The 19,136-nt window shown below is 74.9% G+C and carries 16 protein-coding genes and 1 pseudogene; 12 read left to right on the top strand and 5 right to left on the bottom strand.

The features are described 5' to 3' along the window. Positions 1–17 precede the first annotated feature (17 nt). From mtlA to ACIBQZ_RS01345, 6 genes are read left to right on the top strand one after another with little or no spacing between them, the layout of a single operon-like run. Positions 18–1,100, top strand: coding sequence for a mannitol-specific PTS transporter subunit IIC (mtlA, locus tag ACIBQZ_RS01320; RefSeq protein WP_396086445.1), 1,083 nt, complete (start codon positions 18–20; stop codon positions 1,098–1,100). Further along, entirely contained in the window at positions 1,097–1,417 is a 321-nt protein-coding gene (locus tag ACIBQZ_RS01325; RefSeq protein WP_396086446.1) for a PTS lactose transporter subunit IIB, read from the top strand. Before mtlA ends, ACIBQZ_RS01325 begins: the two co-directional genes overlap by 4 nt. A gap of 14 nt (positions 1,418–1,431) precedes the next feature. Then, positions 1,432–2,184 carry a magnesium transporter MgtE N-terminal domain-containing protein gene (locus ACIBQZ_RS01330; RefSeq protein ID WP_396086447.1) on the top strand — a complete coding sequence of 251 codons (753 nt, stop codon included), beginning with the start codon at positions 1,432–1,434 and terminating at the stop codon, positions 2,182–2,184. After that, a complete protein-coding gene (locus tag ACIBQZ_RS01335) occupies positions 2,181–2,630 on the top strand; it encodes a PTS sugar transporter subunit IIA (protein WP_396086448.1) in 450 nt (149 codons plus the stop codon). The genes ACIBQZ_RS01330 and ACIBQZ_RS01335 overlap by 4 nt, the downstream gene beginning before the upstream one ends. After that, positions 2,627–2,902 carry an HPr family phosphocarrier protein gene (locus ACIBQZ_RS01340; protein ID WP_396086449.1) on the top strand — a complete coding sequence of 92 codons (276 nt, stop codon included), beginning with the start codon at positions 2,627–2,629 and terminating at the stop codon, positions 2,900–2,902. Before ACIBQZ_RS01335 ends, ACIBQZ_RS01340 begins: the two co-directional genes overlap by 4 nt. Continuing rightward, complete coding sequence (locus ACIBQZ_RS01345) at positions 2,895–4,520, top strand: putative PEP-binding protein (RefSeq protein WP_396086450.1); 1,626 nt, start codon at positions 2,895–2,897, stop codon at positions 4,518–4,520. The genes ACIBQZ_RS01340 and ACIBQZ_RS01345 overlap by 8 nt, the downstream gene beginning before the upstream one ends. Positions 4,521–4,542: 22 nt before the next feature. On the opposite strand, the gene ACIBQZ_RS01350 is transcribed toward ACIBQZ_RS01345, so the two are convergent. Then, on the bottom strand, positions 4,543–4,893 hold the full coding sequence (locus ACIBQZ_RS01350) for a glycoside hydrolase family 15 protein (RefSeq protein ID WP_396086451.1): 351 nt from the start codon (positions 4,891–4,893) through the stop codon (positions 4,543–4,545). A 241-nt stretch (positions 4,894–5,134) separates the two neighbouring features. Here ACIBQZ_RS01350 and ACIBQZ_RS01355 point away from each other — a divergent pair, with 241 nt between their 5' ends. The 3 genes from ACIBQZ_RS01355 to ACIBQZ_RS01365 all read left to right on the top strand — a co-directional run bounded on the left by ACIBQZ_RS01355 (position 5,135) and on the right by ACIBQZ_RS01365 (position 8,954). Further along, positions 5,135–6,418 carry an NAD(P)/FAD-dependent oxidoreductase gene (locus ACIBQZ_RS01355; protein ID WP_396086452.1) on the top strand — a complete coding sequence of 428 codons (1,284 nt, stop codon included), beginning with the start codon at positions 5,135–5,137 and terminating at the stop codon, positions 6,416–6,418. Between the two features lie 140 nt (positions 6,419–6,558). After that, positions 6,559–8,070, top strand: coding sequence for an MFS transporter (locus ACIBQZ_RS01360; RefSeq protein ID WP_396086453.1), 1,512 nt, complete (start codon positions 6,559–6,561; stop codon positions 8,068–8,070). A gap of 116 nt (positions 8,071–8,186) precedes the next feature. Further along, the gene (locus ACIBQZ_RS01365; RefSeq protein WP_396086454.1) at positions 8,187–8,954 is read left to right on the top strand and encodes a LamG-like jellyroll fold domain-containing protein; all 768 of its coding nucleotides are present in this window, start codon (positions 8,187–8,189) and stop codon (positions 8,952–8,954) included. An 8-nt stretch (positions 8,955–8,962) separates the two neighbouring features. Here ACIBQZ_RS01365 and ACIBQZ_RS01370 read toward each other — a convergent pair. Further along, positions 8,963–10,069: pseudogene (locus ACIBQZ_RS01370) on the bottom strand (glycoside hydrolase family 18 protein); the annotation flags it as partial. 145 nt (positions 10,070–10,214) lie between these two features. Beyond that, positions 10,215–10,688: a DUF6174 domain-containing protein gene (locus ACIBQZ_RS01375; RefSeq protein ID WP_396086455.1), complete on the bottom strand. Its 474-nt coding sequence runs from the start codon at positions 10,686–10,688 to the stop codon at positions 10,215–10,217. A gap of 130 nt (positions 10,689–10,818) precedes the next feature. Here ACIBQZ_RS01375 and ACIBQZ_RS01380 point away from each other — a divergent pair, with 130 nt between their 5' ends. The 3 genes from ACIBQZ_RS01380 to ACIBQZ_RS01390 all read left to right on the top strand — a co-directional run bounded on the left by ACIBQZ_RS01380 (position 10,819) and on the right by ACIBQZ_RS01390 (position 17,329). Beyond that, positions 10,819–12,963, top strand: a complete 2,145-nt coding sequence (locus ACIBQZ_RS01380; RefSeq protein ID WP_396086456.1) for an alkaline phosphatase family protein — start codon at positions 10,819–10,821, stop codon at positions 12,961–12,963. 6 nt (positions 12,964–12,969) lie between these two features. Beyond that, a complete protein-coding gene (locus tag ACIBQZ_RS01385; RefSeq protein ID WP_396086457.1) occupies positions 12,970–14,112 on the top strand; it encodes a hypothetical protein in 1,143 nt (380 codons plus the stop codon). Between the two features lie 70 nt (positions 14,113–14,182). Continuing rightward, on the top strand, positions 14,183–17,329 hold the full coding sequence (locus ACIBQZ_RS01390; protein ID WP_396086458.1) for a BTAD domain-containing putative transcriptional regulator: 3,147 nt from the start codon (positions 14,183–14,185) through the stop codon (positions 17,327–17,329). On the opposite strand, the gene ACIBQZ_RS01395 is transcribed toward ACIBQZ_RS01390, so the two are convergent. After that, positions 17,326–18,156, bottom strand: coding sequence for an ABC transporter permease (locus ACIBQZ_RS01395; RefSeq protein ID WP_396086459.1), 831 nt, complete (start codon positions 18,154–18,156; stop codon positions 17,326–17,328). The genes ACIBQZ_RS01390 and ACIBQZ_RS01395 overlap by 4 nt on opposite strands. After that, positions 18,153–19,115, bottom strand: a complete 963-nt coding sequence (locus ACIBQZ_RS01400; protein WP_396086460.1) for an ATP-binding cassette domain-containing protein — start codon at positions 19,113–19,115, stop codon at positions 18,153–18,155. The genes ACIBQZ_RS01395 and ACIBQZ_RS01400 overlap by 4 nt, the downstream gene beginning before the upstream one ends. Between the last annotated feature and the right edge of the window lie 21 nt (positions 19,116–19,136).

The following is a 19,136-nucleotide window of genomic DNA, read 5'->3' on the forward strand; positions in this document are numbered from 1 at the left end:
CCCGTTAGGAGTGCTCCGTGGCGGAGCAGTACGCACCGGCTGCGCAGGATTCCGGCGTCAAGGCCCGGGTGCAGCGGTTCGGCGGGCACCTCGCGGGCATGGTGATGCCCAACATCGCGGCCTTCATCGCCTGGGGCCTGATCACCGCCCTCTTCATCCCCTCGGGCTGGCTGCCGGACGAGCGGTTCGCCGTGCTCGTCGACCCGATGGTGCACGTGCTGCTGCCGATCCTGATCGGCTACACCGGCGGCCGGATGGTGCACGGCCAGCGGGGCGCGGTCGTGGGGGCGGTGGCCACCATCGGCATCGTGGTCGGCTCGGACGTGCCGATGTTCTTCGGCGCGATGCTCGTCGGCCCGCTCGCCGCGTACGCGCTGCAGCAGGTCGACCGGCTCACCGCCGACCGGATCCGGCCCGGCTTCGAGATGCTGGTGGACAACTTCACCGCCGGCCTGGTCGGCGCCGTGGCGGCGCTGGCCGGGGTCGCCGCGATCGGCCCGGTGGTCCGCGTCTTCACCCGGGCGGCCGGCGACGGGGTGGCCTTCCTGGTGACGCACCACCTGCTGCCCGGCGCGGCGCTGCTGATCGAGCCCGCCAAGGTGCTGTTCCTGAACAACGCCATCAACCACGGCGTGCTCGGCCCGCTGGGCGTGGCCGAGTCGGCCCGCACCGGCGAGTCCATCCTGTTCCTGCTGGAGACCAACCCCGGGCCGGGCTTCGGCATCCTGCTGGCGTACCTGCTGTTCGGGCCGCGGTCGTTGCGGCCCAGCGTGCCGGCGGCGATGACGATCCAGTTCCTCGGCGGGATCCACGAGATCTACTTCCCGTACGTGCTGATGAAGCCCGCCATGGTGCTCGCGGCCATCTGCGGCGGCGGCGCCGGCATCCTGACCTTCATGGTCACCGGCGCCGGCCTGGTCGCCACCCCGTCGCCGGGCAGCATCTTCGCCTACCTGGCCGAGACCCCGCGCGGCGGTTACTTCGGGGTGCTCGCCGGGGTGGCCGTCGCGGCCGTGGTGTCCTTCGTGGTCGGTGCGGCGCTGCTCGGCTTCGGCCGGTCGGCCGCCGCCGCGGAGGAGGAACCGGTGGCGGAGCAGTGAGCAGCATCGACGGCGCCGCGGTCCGCAAGCTCGTGGTCGCCTGCGACGCGGGCATGGGCAGCAGCGTCATGCTGGCCGCGCAGCTCCGGCGGGAGCTGCGCAAGCTGCCCGTGCTGGTCGAGCACCACCCGGTCGCTGCGATCCCGGCCGACGCCGACGTGGTGCTCTGCCAGGCCGGGCTGGCAGAGCGGGCCCGGGCCGGCGCGCCCGGCGCGGTGGTGGTCGGCTTCCGGATGTTCCTGGGCGACCCCCGGGTGGCCCAGGTCGTCGCCGCGGTCCGGCACGGCGGCCCGGTCGTCGGCACGCCGGGCGGCTGACCGTGCTCGGCTCCGTGCCCACCGAGCACGTGCTCACGATGCTCCGCGCGACCCCGCCGCGGCGCGCGGTCACCACGCTGCTGTCGATGCCGAAGGACCGCGTCGTGCGGTTGCTCGCCGCGATGGACGGCAGGCTGCTCGCCCGGCTGCTGCTTGCCGCGGACCCGGACCGCCGGGCCGGCCTGCTGCGGCACCTGGACGACGGCCGGCTCGGCGCCGAGCTGGCGCTGCTGCCGATGATCGAGGCGGCCGCCGTGCTGGCCGCGCTGCCGGCCGAGCGGGCCCGCCAGCAACTCGGCCGGATCAGCCCCGAGTACCTCGGCGTGCTGCTCGACATCCTGCCGGCCGCGCAGCGTCGCCGGCTGGTCGCCGTGCTGGACCCGGGGCGCGCGGCCGACCTGCGCCGGGTGTGCTTCGAGCGGGCGGTCATCGAGTCGCTCGGCCGCACCGCCGCCGCGCTGCGGTGGCTGCCCGACGACCCGGGCTGCAACCTGCTCGCCGCCGTCTTCCAGCGGCTCTTCGGGGTGGCGCTGTGCTATGTGGACGAGGGCCCGCTGGGGTGCGGCCCGGTCGTCCGGGCCCGGCAGGTGTTCGCGGACCAGCGGGTGGACGGGGTGCTCATCGTCACCAACGCGGCACCGGACGGTTCGGTCGCCGACCTGGTCGGCTGTGCCCCGCAAGATGACCTGAAAGCCCTGGTGGCGACGTGGGAATCCGGTGACAATGGCGGAGTGCTGGGACGCGCCCTGGTCAGGCTGGCCGGATGACCACCAATGTCCGACCCGTGCTCGAGGGGCGCGCGGTGCGGCTGGCCGAGGTCGCCGTCGACCGGGTCGCCGCCATCAACCGCTGCGCCGACGTGCTCGAGGAGATCGGTGCGGTGCACCCGGCGTACCGGGAGGCGATGCTCGACCGGGAGTGGGCGATGTCCACCTATCTGGGCGAGGGCGTTGCCATCCCGCACGGCCTCGACGTCTCCCGGGTGCTGGTCCGGCGGGACGCGCTCGCGGTGCTGCGTTTCCCCGGCGGCGTGGCCTGGGACGGCGGCCGGGTCAGCGTGTGCGTGGCGATCGCGGCCCGCGGTGACGGCCACGTGGCCGTGCTGGGCGCGCTCGCCGACATCCTGCTCGACCCGGAGCGGGCCCGGGCGCTGCGCGAGGCCACCGACCCGGCGGCCGTCCTCGCGATGCTGCACCCGGTGGCGCAGCCGTGATCCGGACGGTGCTGCTGGCCGGCCGCTCCGGCCTGCACCTGCGCGCGGCCGCGCGGATCGCCGAGGCCGCGGCCCGGCAGCCGGTGCCGATCACCGTACGCACCAGCCAGCGCCCCTCGGCGGTGCCGGCGGACAGCGTGCTCTCGCTGCTCAGCCTGGGTGCGCTCTGCGGCACGGAGCTGATCCTCGAGGCGTACGGGCCGGGCGCGGCCGTGGCCCTGGACAACCTGGCCGCCCTGCTGGCCGTGGACCCGGACGTGATCGGTGCCTGAGCTGCTGCGGGGCCTGGGTGCCAGCGCCGGTACGGCCACCGGGCCCGCGTACCGGCTGGCCGATCCGCCCCGCCTGCCCCCGCCCCGGCCGGTGACCGACCCGGCCGCCGAGATCCAGCGCGCGTACGCGGCCGTCGAGGCGGTGGGTGCGGAGATCCGGCAGCGCGCCGCGGCCGCCGCGGACGAGACCAGCGGCGACATCCTGCGGGTGCAGGCCTCGCTGGCCGAGGACCGGGTCCTGCGGGACGGCATCGCTGCCGCCGTACGGGCCGGGCAGGAGGCCCCGCACGCGGTCGCCGCCGTCCTGGCCGCCCACCGCTCCGCCCTGCTCGCCGCCGGTGGCGTGCTCGCCGCCCGGGCCGCCGACCTGGACGACCTGCGGGACCGGGTGGTCGCGCACTGCCTCGGCCTGCCGATGCCCACGCTGCCGCAGCCGGGCCGGCCGTTCGTGCTGGTCGCGGTCGACCTGGCGCCGGCCGACGCCGCGCTGCTGGATCCCGAGCGGGTGCTCGCCGTGGTCACCTCGGCCGGCAGCTTCGTCAGCCACACCGCGATCCTGGCCCGAGCCCGGGGCCTGCCGACGGTGGTGGCCTGCGGCGGCGCGCTGGAGATCGGCGACGGCACGGTCGTCACGGTCGACGGCACCGCGGGCCGGGTCTCGGTCGGCGTCACCGCCGACCCGCCGCCCACCTCCGCGTCGCCGGCCGCGCCCGCCGAGGAGCTGCGCGGCAGCACGGCCGACGGGCACCATGTCGCGCTGCTGGCCAACATCGGCTGCGCGGAGGAGCTGGCCGGTTTGGCGGTCGAGGGGGTCGGGCTGTTCCGCACCGAGCTGCTCTTCCAGCACCACCTCGACCCGCCGTCGCTGGCCGAGCAGGTCGAGGCGTACGCGGAGGTCTTCGCCGTGCTGGGCGACCGGCCGGTGATCGTCCGCACGCTGGACGCCGGCTCGGACAAGCCGCTGCCGTTCCTGCGGGAGACCGACGAGCCGAACCCGGCGCTGGGCATCCGCGGGCTGCGGGTGGTCCGGCGGCACGCCGAGATCCTGCGGACCCAGCTCGCCGCCATCGCCGCCGCGGCCCGGGGCTCGCGCGCCCGGGTGTCGGTGATGGCGCCGATGGTCACCACGGTGGCGGAGGCGGCCGAGTTCGCCGCGCTGTGCCGGGACGCCGGGCTGCCGACCGTCGGCGTGATGATCGAGGTGCCGGCCGCCGCGGTCCGGGCCGCCGAGATCCTCCAGGCGGTCGACTTCCTCAGCGTCGGCACCAACGACCTCAGCCAGTACACGTTCGCCGCCGACCGGCGCAGCGGCGAGCTGGCCGACCTGCTCGACCCGTGGCAGCCGGCGCTGCTGTCGCTGCTCGCGCTCTGCGCGGCGGCCGGCGCCGCGCTGGGCCGGCCGGTCGGCGTGTGCGGGGAGGCGGCGGCCGACCCGGCGTTCGCGGTGGTGCTGGCCGGCCTGGGCGTGACCAGCCTGTCGATGTCACCGGGGGCGATCCCGGCCGTCCGGGCCGCCCTGGCGGCGCACACCGTCGACGAGTGCCGCGCGGCGGCGCAGCAGGCGCTGGCCGCCGATGATCCAAGGACCGCGCGGGCCGCCGTGCCCCGGGTCCGGTGACACCCGCCCACCACGGCGTGCGCTAACCCTGCCGCAGACCCTCGCGAGCGCGGGCCTCGGTGGCCGCCAGCGCGTCCGTGAGGGTCCTCGCGGTGTCGATCAGCGGCACGTGGCTGAACGCCTGCGGGAAGTTGCCGACCAGCCGGCCGGCCTCGGTGTCGTACTCCTCGGAGAGCAGCCCGACGTCGTTGCGCAGCGCCAGGAGCCGTTCGAAGACCTCGCGCGCCTCGTCGTGCCGGCCGTTCAGCGCGTAGTTGTCCGCCAGCCAGAACGTGCAGGCCAGGAACGCGCCCTCGCCCGGCGGCAGTCCGTCCACGTCGGCGCCGGCGAGCCAGTCGGCCACGTACTCGTCGAGGCGGCGCTCGCCGGCCACGCCGTACATGGTCTGCAGTTCCGCCGGGTTGCCGGCGATCGCCCGCAGCAGCCATTTCCGCCAGGCCTTGGCCTCGCCCTGCCCTCGGTGGCGCCGAGCTTCTCGACCGGGTCGACCGGCTCGGGCGGCGGCAGGTGCGAGGGCCGCCAGGTCAGCACAAACGGGGTACGGTCACCGGCCGCCACGGTGAAGTCGGCCCGGGTGGCCAGGTTCTCGCCGGCCGGGCCCTAACGTGGAACCCATGGCCCGACCCAGGATCGTCATCGTGGGAGCCGGTTTTGCCGGCTTCCAGGCCGCCCGCACGCTGTCCCGGCTCGCCCGCGGCGCCGCGGAGATCGTCATCGTCAACCCCACCGACTACTTCCTCTACCTGCCGCTGCTGCCCGAGGTGGCCGCCGGCATCCTGGAGCCGCGCCGGGTCTCCGTCTCGCTGGCGGGTGCGCTGCCCGGCGTCAAGGTCGTCCTCGGCGAGGTGGACGGCTTCGACTTCGACGCCCGTACGGTCTCCTACGTCGACCCGGAGGGCGGCAAGGGCACCCTCGGCTACCACCGGCTGGTCATCGCCGCGGGCAGCGTCAACAAGCTGCTCCCGGTACCCGGCGTCACCGAGTACGCGCACGGCTTCCGCGGCATCGCCGAGGCCCTGTTCCTGCGCGACCACATCACCCGGCAGATCGAGATGGCCGACATCGCCGTCGACCCGGCCGAGCGCGCGGCCCGCTGCACGTTCGTCGTGGTCGGCGCCGGCTACACCGGTACGGAGGTGGCGGCCCAGGGGGTGCTGTTCACCGAGGCGCTGACCCGGCGCCGGGAGACGCTGCGGGGCCGGCCGCGCTGGCTGCTGCTGGACACCGCCGAGCGGGTGCTGCCGACGCTGGACAGCCGGCTCGGCGCCGCCGCCGACAAGGTGCTCCGCGAGCGCGGGGTCGAGCTGCTGCTCAAGACCTCGGTCCAGGAGGCCTCCGAACGCGGGGTGGAGCTCAGCGACGGCTCGTTCGTGCCCACCCGGTCGCTGATCTGGTGTGTCGGCGTCCGGCCGGACCCGCTGGTGGCCGACCTCGGGCTGGCGACCGCCCAGGGCCGCCTGGTGGTGGACGAGTTCCTCACCGTGCCGGGCCGGCCCGACGTGTACGCCTGCGGGGACGCCGCCGCCGTGCCCGACCTGACCCGGCCGGGCGAGATCACCGGGATGACCGCCCAGCACGCCACCCGCCAGGGCGCGCTGGTCGCGAAGAACATCGCCGCCTCGTACGGTCGCGGCCGGCGCCGGGCCTACCAGCACCACGACCTCGGCTTCGTGGTGGACCTCGGCGGGCTGGACTCGGCGGCGAACCCGCTCGGCGTGCCGTTGTCGGGTCTGCCGGCCAAGGTGGTCACCCGCGGCTATCACCTGCTGTCGATGCCCGGCAACCGGGTCCGGGTGGCCACCGACTGGCTGCTCGACTCCGTCCTGCCCAACCAGGGGGTCCAGCTCGGACTGGTGGCGGCCGGCGCGGTGCCGCTGGACAGCGAGTCGCCGTCCTGAGGCCCGCCGGGTGCGAGCCGCGTCTCATTCGCAGCTCAGCACCGGTGCCCGGGGCCGGATCTCAGTAGTCTCGCGCTGGTCGGGTCGGTGCGCGTGACGGCGTTGCGGCCGAATCCGCCGACCGCTGAAAGGACCGAGCGATGACTGCTGCCGCAGAAGCCCCAGGGGTGCGCCCGGAGCACCGTCCGGAGCCGCATCCCCGGCGCTGGGCCGCGCTCGGCGTGATCGCGATCTCCCAGCTGATGGTCGTGCTGGACGCCACGATCGTCAACATCGCGCTGCCCAGCGCGCGGCTCGACCTCGGCATCACCGAGGCCGACCAGCAGTGGGTCGTCACCGCCTACACCCTGGCCTTCGGCGGCCTTCTGCTGCTCGGCGGCCGGATCGCCGACTACTGGGGCCGCAAGCGCACGTTCATCGTCGGCGCCCTCGGCTTCGCGGCCGCGTCGGCGATCGGCGGCCTGGCCACCACCGGCCCGCTGCTGTTCGGCGCGCGCGCCCTGCAGGGTGCCTTCGGCGCCCTGCTCGCCCCGGCCTCGCTGGCCCTGCTCACCGTGCTCTTCACCGAGGCCCGGGAACGCGCCAAGGCGTTCGCGGTCTACGGCGCCATCGCCGGCGGCGGCTCGGCGGTCGGCCTGCTGCTCGGCGGCGTGCTGACCGAGTACGCGAGCTGGCGCTGGTGCCTGCTGGTCAACATCCCGATCGCGCTGGTCGCGCTGGCCCTGGCGGTGCCGCTGGTGCCCGAGAGCAAGGCGCACGGCGACACGTCGTACGACGTGCCGGGCGCGGTGGTCGTCACGCTGGGCCTGACCTCGCTGGTCTACGGCTTCACCGAGGCCGCCAAGCCGGACAAGGGCTGGGACGCCGGCACCACCTGGGCGTTCATCGGCGGCGGGCTGGTGCTGCTGGTGATCTTCGTGCTGATCGAGCGGGTCAGCCGGAACCCGCTGCTCCCGCTGCGCATCGTGCTGGACCGCAACCGCGGCGGCGCCTACCTCACCTCGATGCTGGTCGGCGCGGGCCTGTTCGGCGCGTTCCTGTTCCTGACGCTCTTCCTGCAGAACGTGCTCGGCTACACCCCGCTGGAGGCCGGCTTCGCCTCGCTGCCGGTGACCGTCGGAGTGCTGATCTCGGCCACCGTGGCGTCGAACCTGCTGCCCCGGATCGGCCCGAAGATCCCGATGATGATCGGGCCGGTGCTCGCCGCGGCCGGCATGATCTCGCTGCGCTTCATCGACCTGGACACGTCCTTCTGGGCCCACCTGATGCCCGCGCAGGTGCTGCTGGGCCTGGGCCTGGGCTTCACCTTCGTGCCGCTGTCCAGCCTGGCGCTGGTCGGCGTGCCGGAGCACGACGCGGGCGCGGCCAGCGCGGCGCTGAACGCCACCCAGCAGATCGGCGGCTCGCTGGGCACCGCGCTGCTGAACACGATCGCGACCAGTGCCATCACGGCGTACGTCGCGAGCCACCTCACCGCCCCCGACCAGCCGCCGGCGCCGCGGGTGCTGCTGGAGGCGCAGGTGGACGGTTACGCCGACGCGTTCACCTGGGCGGCCGGGCTGATCCTGCTCGCCGGGATCGTCACGTTGATCTTCATCAAGGCCGGCAAGGCGGACCTGCCGACCGGCGAGACCGCAGTCCATGTCGGCTGAAGTCCCCCGGTAGGGGCGCCGCCCGGGCGTGATTAGTCCGAAAAGTCACCAGGATCGGCCATGCGTCGTAGGCGGTTGAGTGACCCCGGAAATGGTTGACAAGTAATAATTCGGACATGCGATCTCGTTCTTTCGTCGTTCCAGCGGTTCTTGCCGGTCTGCTCGCCGGCGCCGCCCCGGGCGCGGCCTCGGCCCATGAGCAGGTCAGCACCCCCGCCACCCGGACCGCGGTGGCCGCGGCCGGCGGGGGGACCCTGGTCGCGCGGTACGGCTTCGACGCCGGCCGGGCCGTCACCGTCACCGACGAGTCCGGCAACGGCCACACGCTGCGCCTGATCACCCGCAACGGCGGCACGGTGAGCATGGTCCGGCACGGCCAGGGGCGCGCCCTGCGCTTCCCGGCCAAGTGCGGCGGCCAGCCGAAGTGCCCGCACGCGGCCCTGCAGAGCCCCAGCGCGTCCCGCCTGAACCCGGGCACCCGGCCGATCTCGTACGGCGCCAAGGTGCTGCTCTCGCGCAGCCAGACCAGCAAGGGCCAGAACATCCTGCAGAAGGGCTACTCGGCGACCAGCAGCCAGTACAAGCTCCAGGTGGACGGCGCCGCCGGGCGGGCGAGCTGCGTGCTCGTCGGCGCCCGCCCCGGGATCAAGCTGGTCACCAGCTCGGTCTCGGTCGCCGACGGCACCTGGCACGCGGTGGAGTGCCGGCGCACCGCGTCGGCCCTGACGGTGCTGGTGGACGGTGCGGTCCGCGGCAACCGGGCGCTCGCCCCGGGACTCGCCGTGGCCAACAACCGCCCGCTGAGCATCGGCGGCAAGGGCGCCTACTCCGACAACGACCAGTTCCAGGGCACGCTCGACGACGTCTGGGTCCGGATCGGCTGACCCCGGCGCTACTTCGGGGTCCGCAGGCCGCCGGCCATCGCGCCGACGAGCTGGGCGTCCGCGGTGTCGCCGGAGAGCTCCCAGGCGAACGCGCCACCGAGACCCCTGCCCCGGGCGTACGCCATCTTGGTCCGGATGGTCTCCGGGGTGTCGTAGCCCCACCACTGGCCGCGACAGAGCGCGTAGGCGGTCCCGCCGATCGTTCCGGTCGGCGGGCACGTCTCGCGCAGCACCGCGTAGTCCTCCATGCCCTTCTCGTAGCTGCCCGGCGCCGGTCCGGTAGCCGCGCTGCCCGGGGCCGCGCTGCTGACCCCGGCCCACCCCCGGCCGTAGAAGCCCACGCCGAGCAGCACCTTCGCGGGCGGGACCCCCAGCTCGATCAGCTTGCCGACCGCGGCGTCGGTGGTCGCGGTCTCCCGCGGGATGCCCGGGTACGCGGTGAGCGGCGAGTGCGGCGCGGTCGGCCCGTTCCCGGCCCCGGTGCCGAAGAAGTCGTACGTCATGGCGCTGAGCCAGTCGGCGCTGCGGGCCGCGGTCGCGTAGTCGGTGGCCGTCAGCTTGCCGAGGTCACCCGGCACCGCCGCGGTGACCAGCGCGGCCGGGCCCAGCTCGGAGCGCAGCGCCGCGAGCAGGCCGGCCAGGGCGCCCGGCCCGCTGGTGTCGCAGACCAGCCCGCAGGCGTTCGGATACTCCCAGTCCACGTCGATGCCGTCGAAGACGTCCGCCCAGCGGGAGTCGGTGAGCAGGGCGCGGCACGACTCGGCGAAGGCGCCGGGGTCCCGGGCCGCCGCGGTGAACCCCTTCGAACCGGTCCAGCCGCCGAAGGACCAGAGCACCCGCAGGCCCGGATGCCGGGCCTTGAGCTTGCGCAGCTGGCCGAAGTTGCCGCGCAGCCCCCTGCCGGCCACGTCCGCGACGCCGTCGACGCTGTCCGCCGCCGCGATCGGTTTCTCGTAGTCGGCCCACTTGTCGCTGGTGGTGCAGCGGCCGTCGGTGACCTTGCCGAAGGCGTAGGTGAGGTGGGTGAGCCCGGCGGCCGCCCCGCTGGCGTCGACGTTGCGGACCTGGAAGTTGCGGCCGTAGACGCCCCAGTCGGTGAAGTAGCCGACGACGCGCTGCGCCGCGGCGGCCGGTGGGGGCGCCGGCGCGACGTCCTTCTCGGCCGGCGCGTCACAGGCGCCGGTCAGCAGCAGCGCTGCCGTCAGAACGACGGGTACGACCCGCATGCGGGCCTCCCCAGTCCCTCGCCGAGATCCGAACCTATCGCGACGGCGACGGCGCCGGGCCGCCCGCTAACCCGATCGTGTAGTCCTCGATCGTGTAGCACGCCTCGTCGTCGATGGCGTTCCGCTCCGGATCGATCTTGATGCGGGTCGGATGCAGGTCCACCGGGTCCCGCACGATCTCCACCACGTCGGCGCCGTCCCGGCGGGCGGTCTCGGCCTCCGCCTCGAGCGCGTTCAGCGTCGGCACCAGGTCGGCCATGCGCAGCATCAGCGCCCGGCGCGCGGCGTCGTCCAGACCGGTGGCGCGCACCACCTTGTTGTTCTCCACGGTGACCTGGAACCGGCCGATGAGCGCGCGTTCGCCGCACTGGGAGTCGAGCGTGAAGCCGTACTTGGCGGGGGTGGTCCAGGTCGGGGCCGAGGTCTGCATGACGTTGGGCTCCGCGCCGGCACACGCGCCGGTCAGCGTGCCCAACAGGATCGCCGGCAGAACCGTCTTTACGCGCACAGTGCCCTCCAGGAAGTCGACGCTACGGGGGTCCGACGGCCCGGGGCAGGCGCCGGTTCCGCCGCACCTGGGTGAGTGGCGTTCGCTACGGGAGGAGCGGGAGCCGCACCGGCTGTGCGATCGTTTTCCGGTGGCCGTAAGCACAGGGGACAGCCCGCGAGATCCCGTGCCGGTGCCCGGCGTCCGGCACCGGCGGGCGGAGCTGCGTGCCCTGTTCGCCTGGCGGCGGGTGGTCGACCGGGCCCGGGCGGTCTTCCGCAGCGCGGTCACCACCTTCGTGGTGCTCACCTTCACCCTGTGGCTGATGCCCGGTGTCCGCAGCACCGACGTCATCGACACGCTCGGCCTGGTGCTGCTGGTCGCCGCCGTCGGCGCGGTGCTGCGCCCGCTGCTGCTGGCCGGTGTGGTCGCGCTGGGCGGCTGGGGCGCGATGCTGCTCGGCGTCACCGCCCAGGTCATCGTGATGGTGGTGGCGCTGGAGCTGGACCCGTCCAAGCGGCTCAGCGGATGGCCCACGGTGGGCTTCGCGGCGCTGCTGGCGGTGATCTGCGCGGCGATCCTGGACTGGATGGCCGACAGCGGCACCGAGGACACGTTCATCAAGGAGGCCCGCCGGCTGATGCGCGGCATCCGCCGGCGCCAGGCCCGGCAGTCGGGCGGGCGGTGGCTCACCCTGCGCCGGCCGCTGCCGGGCACCGAGCCCGGGCTGCTGATGGTGCAGCTGGACGGGGTCAGCGAGCCGGTGCTGCGCTGGGCGGTCCGCGCGGGCAACCTGCCGACGATCGGCCGCTGGCTGCGCACCGGCACGCACGCCATGCGCGGCTGGCACACCGGCCTGCCGTCGACCACACCCGCCGCCCAGGCCGGCATCCTGCACGGCGCCTCCCGGCAGATCCCGGCCTTCCGCTGGTACGAGAAGGACACCGGCCGGCTGATGGTGTCGAACCGGCCGCGGGACGCGGCGATGATCGAGCCGCGGCTCTCCGACGGCCGGGGGCTGCTGCGCGACGGCGGCGTCAGCATCGGCAACGCGTTCTCCGGCGACGCGGCGATCAACCTGCTCACCGTCAGCCACGCCGCGCTGCCCGGCCGTTCGGCCCGGGGCTGGGCGGCGTTCATGGCCAGCCCGTTCGGCTTCACCCGGGCCCTGGTGCTCGGCGTCGGCGAGGTCTTCACCGAGCTGCACCAGGCCCGGCTGCAGCGGCGCCGCAACCTGCAGCCCCGGGTCAGCCGGTCCGGCGCGTTCCTGGCGTTGCGGCCGGCCTCGATGCTGCTGCGCGACGTCAACGTCTCGCTGATCGCCGAGCAGATGGCCCGCGGCGCCCCGGCCGTCTACTGCGACCTGGTCGACTACGACGAGGTGGCGCACCACGCCGGCCCGGCCCGGCCGGAATCGATGCGGCAGCTGGAGAGCCTCGACCGGATGCTCGGGGTGATCGAGCGGCTGGGTTCGGAGGCGGCCCGGCGGTACCGGATCGTGGTGCTCTCCGACCACGGGCAGAGCCAGGGCGCCACCTTCCGGCAACGCCACGGGGAGACCCTGGAGCAGGCCGTCGAGCGCTTCTCCGCACCGGACCTCGCCGACGCGCCGTCCACCCCGGCCGAGGACGAGGCCACCGCGGAGCCCGGCTTCCCGCCGTCCCCGGTGGCGCCGCTGCTGGTCGTGTCGTCGGGCAACCTGGCGCTGATCTATCTGACCCGGTTCCCCCGGCGGCTCGACCGGGCCGCCATCGACCGGGAGTATCCGCAGCTCATCCCCGGTCTGGCCGGGCACCCGGGAGTGGGCCTGGTGATCGTCGACGACGGCGGGCCGGTCGCGATCGGCGCGGCGGGCAGCCACCGGCTGGGCGACGGGACGGTGCGGGGGGTGGATCCGCTGCTGCCGTACGGGCCGCACGCCCGGGGTGATCTGCTGCGGCACCAGGAGTCCGCGCACATCGGTGACCTGGTGCTGATCAGTTCGGTCGACCCGGTCACCGACGAGGTGGCGGCGTTCGAGGAGCTGGTCGGCTCGCACGGCGGGCTCGGCGGCTGGCAGACCGACGCGATGCTGGTGCACCCCGCCGACTGGCAGATCACCCATGGCGACCTGATCGGCCCGGACGCGGTGCACCGGCAGCTCGTGGAGTGGCTGGCCGGGCTCGGCCTGCGGACCCAGACGGTGGCCCAGGACGAGTTGGTCGCGGGCGAGGCGCTCCAGCTGGCGGATCTGAGCCCGGGCGGCGGGGAGCGCGACGGCGCGGCGGCGCGACTTTCGTCCAGCCGGGACGGTTAGGCCTTTGTGCGTTTCTTCCAGTTCGTCAGCAGGGTCCTGAGCGTCAGTGCCGTCGCCGTTGTCGCCCTCACCTGCGCGGTAGCCCCCGCGCAGGCGATCAGCGCCAGCCCGGAGCAGGCCCCGGCCTTCAACGGCTCCGTGTACGCGGTCGTGTACCGCGGCAGCACCGTCTACGTCGGCGGGTCCTTCACCAGCGTCGGATGGGGCGGGCGCACGTACGACCGGGCCCGGCTGGCGGCCTTCGACGCGGCCTCGGGGGCGCTGCTGGACTGGGCGCCGGCCGCCGACGCCACCGTGCGCGCCCTCGCGGTCAGCGGCACCTCGATCTACGCCGGCGGTGACTTCCACCGGGTCTCCGGCCTGCGCCGGGACGCGCTGGCCCGGATCGACGCGACCTCCGGCCGGGTGGGCGACTTCTCGCACTCGGTGGCCGGCGCGCCGTACGCCCTCGCCGCCGGCCGCGGCCGGCTGTACGTCGCCGGCAGCTTCACCTCGATCGACGGCATCACCCGCCGGAACCTGGCGGCGTTCTCGCTGGCCCGCGGCGGCCTCGACCGGGGCTGGCGGGCCGGCGCCGACGACTCGGTGCACGCGCTGGCGCTGGCCGGCTCGCGGGTCTACGCCGGCGGCGCCTTCCACCAGGTCAACGGCGTCAGCGGCACGCTGCGGATCGCCGCGCTCTCGGCCACCAGCGGCAGGGTGTTCAACGCCTTCCGGCCGCCCGCGCCGGCCCAGGTCAACGCGCTCGCCACGGACGCGCACGGCGTCTACGCGGCCACCGGCGGCCAGGGCGGCAAGGTGATCGCGTACGCCGGCGGCGGCGCGGTGCGCTGGGCCCGGGTCTTCGACGGCGACACTGTGGCCGTCACCGTCCTGGCCGGGACCGTCTACGTGGGCGGACACTTCGACCGGGCCTGCCTGACCAGCCGCAACGGCAGCCAGGGCTCCTGCACCGACGGCGCGGTGAACCGGGTCAAGCTCGCGGCGATCGACAGCCGCGGCGCGCTGACCCCGTGGGCCCCGCAGGCGAACGGGGTGATCGGCGTCCGCGCGCTGGCCGCCGACCGGGCCCGCGCGACCATCGCGGCCGGTGGCGACTTCACCATCATCAACGGCACCAGCCGGAAACGCCTGGCATTCTTCAGGTGAGTCGGAGCGCCCGGTCGGGTCGGCGCCTCCCGACGACAACGGGTGGATCCGACCGGGGGTGGGAGCGGCTGTGCCGGCGATTACCACGTTGGGGGTGCTGGCCGTCGACGGGCGGCCGGTGCGTGGTGAACGGCTCGCCGCCCTGGTCCGGGAGCTGATCGAGGCGCGCGGCCGGGTGGTCTCCACTGTGGCCCTGGCCGAGGCGGTCTGGCAGGGCAGCCCGCCCGACGACGCCGCCGGTGCGCTGCAGGCCCTGATCTCCCGGGTGCGCCGGCTCGGTGTGCCGGTCGACGCCGTGGCCGCCGCCGGCTACCGGGTGCCCGCCGACCGGGTGACGGTCGACGCGGTCGCCGTACGGATGCTGATCGAGAAGGCGCGCGCCGCCGGTGATCCGGTCGCCGCCCGGGCCGCGGCCGACGAGGCCCGGGCGTTGTTCCCCGAGGTGCCTGAGCTGAGCACGGCCGAGCACACCCGCCTCTTCGCCGAGCTGGCGCAGGTGCGGGCCGAGGCCGCGCTGGCCGGCGCGGGCGCGTTCGACGAGGCTGACCTGCGGCGGCTCGTCGCGCACACCCCGCCGGACGAGCCCGCCGCGGCGCTGCTGGTGCGGGTGCTGGCCGCGCAGGGCCGCGAGGCCGAGGCCCTGGAGCTGGTCGAGCGGCTGCGCACCGAGCTGGCCGACCGGTACGGCGCGGACCCGGCACCGGTGCTGGCCGAGGCCCAGCTCGCGCTGCTCCGGGGCGAGCTCCAGGCGGCACCCACCCGCCGGACGGCGGCCACACTGCCGCGCGGCTGGCGGCGACCGGCGACCGCGCTGGTCGGCCGCGAGCCGGACGTGCGGGCCGTGCTGACGGCGCTGGCCGAGGCGCCGCTGGTGACGATCGTCGCGACCGGCGGCGCGGGCAAGACCCGGCTGGCCGCCGAGGTGGTGCGCCGCTCGGCCGGTCCGGTCCGGGTGATCGAGCTGGCCGGCCTGCGCGCGCCGGAGGAGGTGCTGCCGGCGGTGCTGGCCGTGCTGGGCGGGGCGGACACCACCACCGCCGGCCCGGGGATCAGCCTGGAGCGCCGGGTGATGAGCCCGCAGGAACGGCTGCGCGCCGTCGCGGCCGACCTCGACGGGCTCGTCGTGCTGGACAACTGCGAGCACGTGCTGACCGCGGCCGCCGCCGTCGTCGCCGACCTGCTGGCCGCGACCGGTCCGGAGGTCGCGGTGCTGGCCACCAGCCGGGCGCCGCTCGCGCTGGTGGGCGAGGTGGTGCACCGGCTGGTGGCGCTGCCGGAGGCGGAGGCGCTCGCGTTGCTGGAGTCCCGCGCCCGGGCCGGTGGCGCGGCGCCGACCTGGGACCGGGAGCGAGCGCTCGCCCTCTGCCGCCGCCTGGACCACCTGCCGCTGGCGCTGGAGCTGGCCGCCGCCCGGCTGCGGCACATGCCCATCAACGACGTGCTGGCCGGGCTCGGCGACCGGTTCGCGCTGCTCGACGACGCGCTGCGGGGCCTGCCGGAGCGGCACGCCAGCCTGTGGGCGATGGTCGACTGGAGCCGGGAACTGCTCGGCCCGGAGGCCCGCGAGCTGCTGCAACGCCTCGCGGTCATCCCGGCCTCGTTCTCCGCCGAGCTGGCCGCCGCGGTTGCCGGCACCCCGGACGTGCGCCGCCCGCTGGCCGATCTTGTCGAGCAGTCCCTGCTCACCCTGGACGGCGACGACGCCACCCCGCACTACCGGATGCTCGAGACCGTCCGCGAGTACGGCGAGGCCCGGCTCGGCCCCGGCGCGCAGGCTGCCGCGTCCGGGCTGACGGAGTGGGCCCGGAGCCAGGCGGTCCGGCTCGGCGCGCGCTTCGTCGGCCCCGGCCAGCTCGACGCCCTCGCGGAGTGCGCCGCCGAGCAGGACAACCTGCTGGCCGGCCTGCGCTTCGCCCTGGCCCGCGCGGACGAGGCCGCGGCCGTCGACATCGCCACCGCGGTGTTCCACGTGTGGACCGTGCGTGGCCTGCACGTCGAGGTCAGCACCTGGGCCCGCGAGCTGCTGCACACCGACGATCCGGGCGCCCGGGTGCGGTCCGCGCTGCTGCTCGGGCGGGCCGCCGGACGCGAGCTGCCGAACGCCGACCGGCTCGCCTGGATGTGCCTGCTGATCGGCATCAACGCCGGCATCACCGGCCCGCCGCGGCTGCTCGCGCTGGCCCGCCGGGCGCTGGCCCGGGTGCTGGCCGAGCGGCCCGGCGAGGTGTCGGCCCGGCAGCGGGCGCTGGCCGAGGCGCTGCCCTCGTTCGACGTCTTCGACCCGGAGCGCGGGCTGGCGGGCGCCGCCGTGCTGGTCGCCCATCCGGACCCGTACGTGCAGGGCCTCGGGCTGTTCCTCCGGGCCGCCATCCGGGAGAACGACGGCCATCCCACGGACTCGGTGGCAGACGCGGAGCTGGCGTACCGCCGGTTCGAGGCGGTCGGCGACCACTGGGGGATGGCGATGACCGCCCAGGCGCTCGGGCACTGGGTGGCCGTGCCGGGCGACGGCCGGTCGATCGAGTGGCTGGCCCGCGGCGTCCGGCACATGGAGCTGCTCGGCGCCGCGCAGGACGCGCGGTCCATCCGGGTGCTCCTGGACGTGCAGCGGGCGCTGGCCGGCGACCCGGACGCCGAGCACCGGCTCCGGGTGCTGGCCACCTCCGGCCAGGCCGAGGGCGGCGACGCCGCGCAGGCGTACCTGGGACTGGCGCGGCTGGCCTGGTTGCGGCAGCGGTACGACGAGGCGCTCGCCTACGGTGACGCGGTCGTCCGCACGGTGGCCGCGTCCGCCGAGCCGACGCCGCAGCCCCGGGTCATCTTCCGGGTCGCGGTGGCGGTGCTCCACCTGTGGCTGGCCGCGATCCGCCCGCTCCCGGCGGCCGAGGCGACCGCGGCCGCCCTGCTGGCCGAGGCCCGCGCCGACGTGGTGGGCGGCCACGACAACCCGCTGATCGGCGGCTGGGCGCTGGGCGGGGCGGAGCTCGCCGCCTTCCGGGGCGAGGACGCGACCGCGCGGGAGCTGTGGGCGCTGGGCGTACGGTTCGGCGCCACCGTCAGCAGCCTGTTCCCGTTCTCGGCCGGCGAGCAGGGCCGCCTTGCTGCCGTGCTCGGCAGCGAGGAGCAGCGCAAGGAGCTGCTGGAAGCCCTGCCGACCCGGCAGCTGGCGGCCATCAGCTCCCGGATCCGGGAGCTGATGGCCGCCCTGCTCGGCTAGACCTTCTTCCGGTACGCCCGCAGCGCCAGCGGCATGAACACCACCACGAACCCGGCGCACCAGGCCAGCGTCCACCACACGTGGTTACCGAGCGGCGCGCCGAGGAAGAGTCCCCGGACCGCGCCGACCAGGTGGGTCAGCGGGTTCACGTCGACGAAGCCCTGCATCCAGCCGGGCAGCGTGCTGGTGCCGACGAACACGTTGGACGCGAAGCTCAGCGGCATGATCAGGGCGAACATCAGGCCCTGGACCGCGCCCGGCGTACGGACCTTCATCGAGACGTAGACCGGCAGCCAGCTCAGGCAGAGGGCGAAGAGCACCGCCAGCCCGCAGCCCGCGACCGCGCTCAGCGGGTCGGTGGTGATCCGGAAGCCCATCACGTAACCGATCGCCAGCGTGGAGAGCGTGACGATCACGTACCGGACGATGTCGCCGAGCACCGCGCCGAGCAGCGGCGCCGAACGCGGCACCGGCAGCGAGCGGAACCGGTCGAAGATGCCCTTGGCGAGGTCGGTGTTGAGGTTGACCCCGATCGCGATGCACCCGGTGGCGATGGTCTGCGCGAGGATGCCGGGCAGCAGGAACTGCAGGTAGTCGTGGGTGGACCCGGCGACCGCGCCGCCGAAGACGTAAACGAAGATGATCAGGAACAGCACCGGCTGGAGCGTCACGTCGATGAGCGCCTCGGGGGTCCGGGCGGTCTTGATCAGGCTGCGTTTGGCGAGCGCGAGCGAGTGCCGGATGAGCCGGAACGGCCGCGGGTTGGGGGTCACCGCCGCGGGCATCACAGGGTGGCTGGTCCGGGGGGTGCTGAGCGTGGTGGTCACGCGGCTACCTCTTCCTCGATGGCGGTGCGGCCGGTCAGGGTGAAGAAGACCTCGTCGAGGCTGGGCAGGTGCAGGGCGAGCTCGGTGACCGCGACCCCGGCCGCGGCGAGCCGGGCGACGGCCTCGGTCATCGCGGCGTCATCGGCGACCGGCACGGCGAGCATGCCCTTGCGGATCTCGTCGGCCGGGGCGCCGGTGGACACCTCGGCGAGGATCGCGGCGGTGAGGTCGAGCTGCGCCGGCTCGGCCGGGCGCACCGACAGGGTCTGGCCGCCGACCACCCGCTTGAGCCCCTCGGGGGTGTCGTGCGCGATGACCCGGCCGTGGTCGATCACCGTGATCGCGTCGGCGAGCGCGTCCGCCTCCTCCAGGTACTGGGTGGTCAGCAGCACCGTCGAACCGGCCGCGACCAGCGAGCGGACCACGTTCCACATGTCCTCGCGCTTGGCCGGGTCGAGGCCGGTGGTGGGCTCGTCCAGGAAGATCACGTCGGGGGAGCCGACCAGGCTCGCGGCCAGGTCGAGCCGCCGGCGCATGCCGCCGGAGTAGGTCTTGGCCTGGCGCCCGGCGGCGGCGGTGAGGTCGAACCACTCGAGCAGTTCGGCGGCCCGCCGGCGGGCGCCGGCCCGGCCCAGGTCGAGCAGCGTGCCGAAGAGCTCCAGGTTCTGCCGGCCGGTCAGGTCCTCGTCGACCGAGGCGTACTGGCCGGTCAGGCCGATCACCTGGCGGACCCGCTCGGCGTCGCGGACCACGTCGAAACCGCTGATCCGGGCGCTGCCGGCGTCGGGGGTGAGCAGGGTGGAAAGGATGCGGACGGCGGTGGTCTTGCCGGCGCCGTTGGGGCCGAGCACGCCGAGCACGGTCCCCCGCGGCACGGCGAGATCAACACCCTGGAGGGCCTTGGTCGACCCGAAGTGCTTGACGAGGCCCTCGGCCTCGATCACGAGATCAGCTGTCATGCCCCGAGCGTGCGCGGGGTC

The organism is Actinoplanes sp. NPDC049599, from assembly GCF_044465625.1.
Taxonomy (GTDB): domain Bacteria; phylum Actinomycetota; class Actinomycetes; order Mycobacteriales; family Micromonosporaceae; genus Actinoplanes.

Bases quoted from the DNA above. Each gene is read 5' to 3' on its own strand.
- ACIBQZ_RS01335 (WP_396086448.1), top strand. From the start codon at position 2,181: ATGACCACCAATGTCCGACCCGTGCTCGAGGGGCGCGCGGTGCGGCTG.
- ACIBQZ_RS01355 (WP_396086452.1), top strand. From the start codon at position 5,135: ATGGCCCGACCCAGGATCGTCATCGTGGGAGCCGGTTTTGCCGGCTTC.
- ACIBQZ_RS01360 (WP_396086453.1), top strand. From the start codon at position 6,559: ATGACTGCTGCCGCAGAAGCCCCAGGGGTGCGCCCGGAGCACCGTCCG.
- ACIBQZ_RS01365 (WP_396086454.1), top strand. From the start codon at position 8,187: ATGCGATCTCGTTCTTTCGTCGTTCCAGCGGTTCTTGCCGGTCTGCTC.
- ACIBQZ_RS01400 (WP_396086460.1), bottom strand. From the start codon at position 19,115: ATGACAGCTGATCTCGTGATCGAGGCCGAGGGCCTCGTCAAGCACTTC.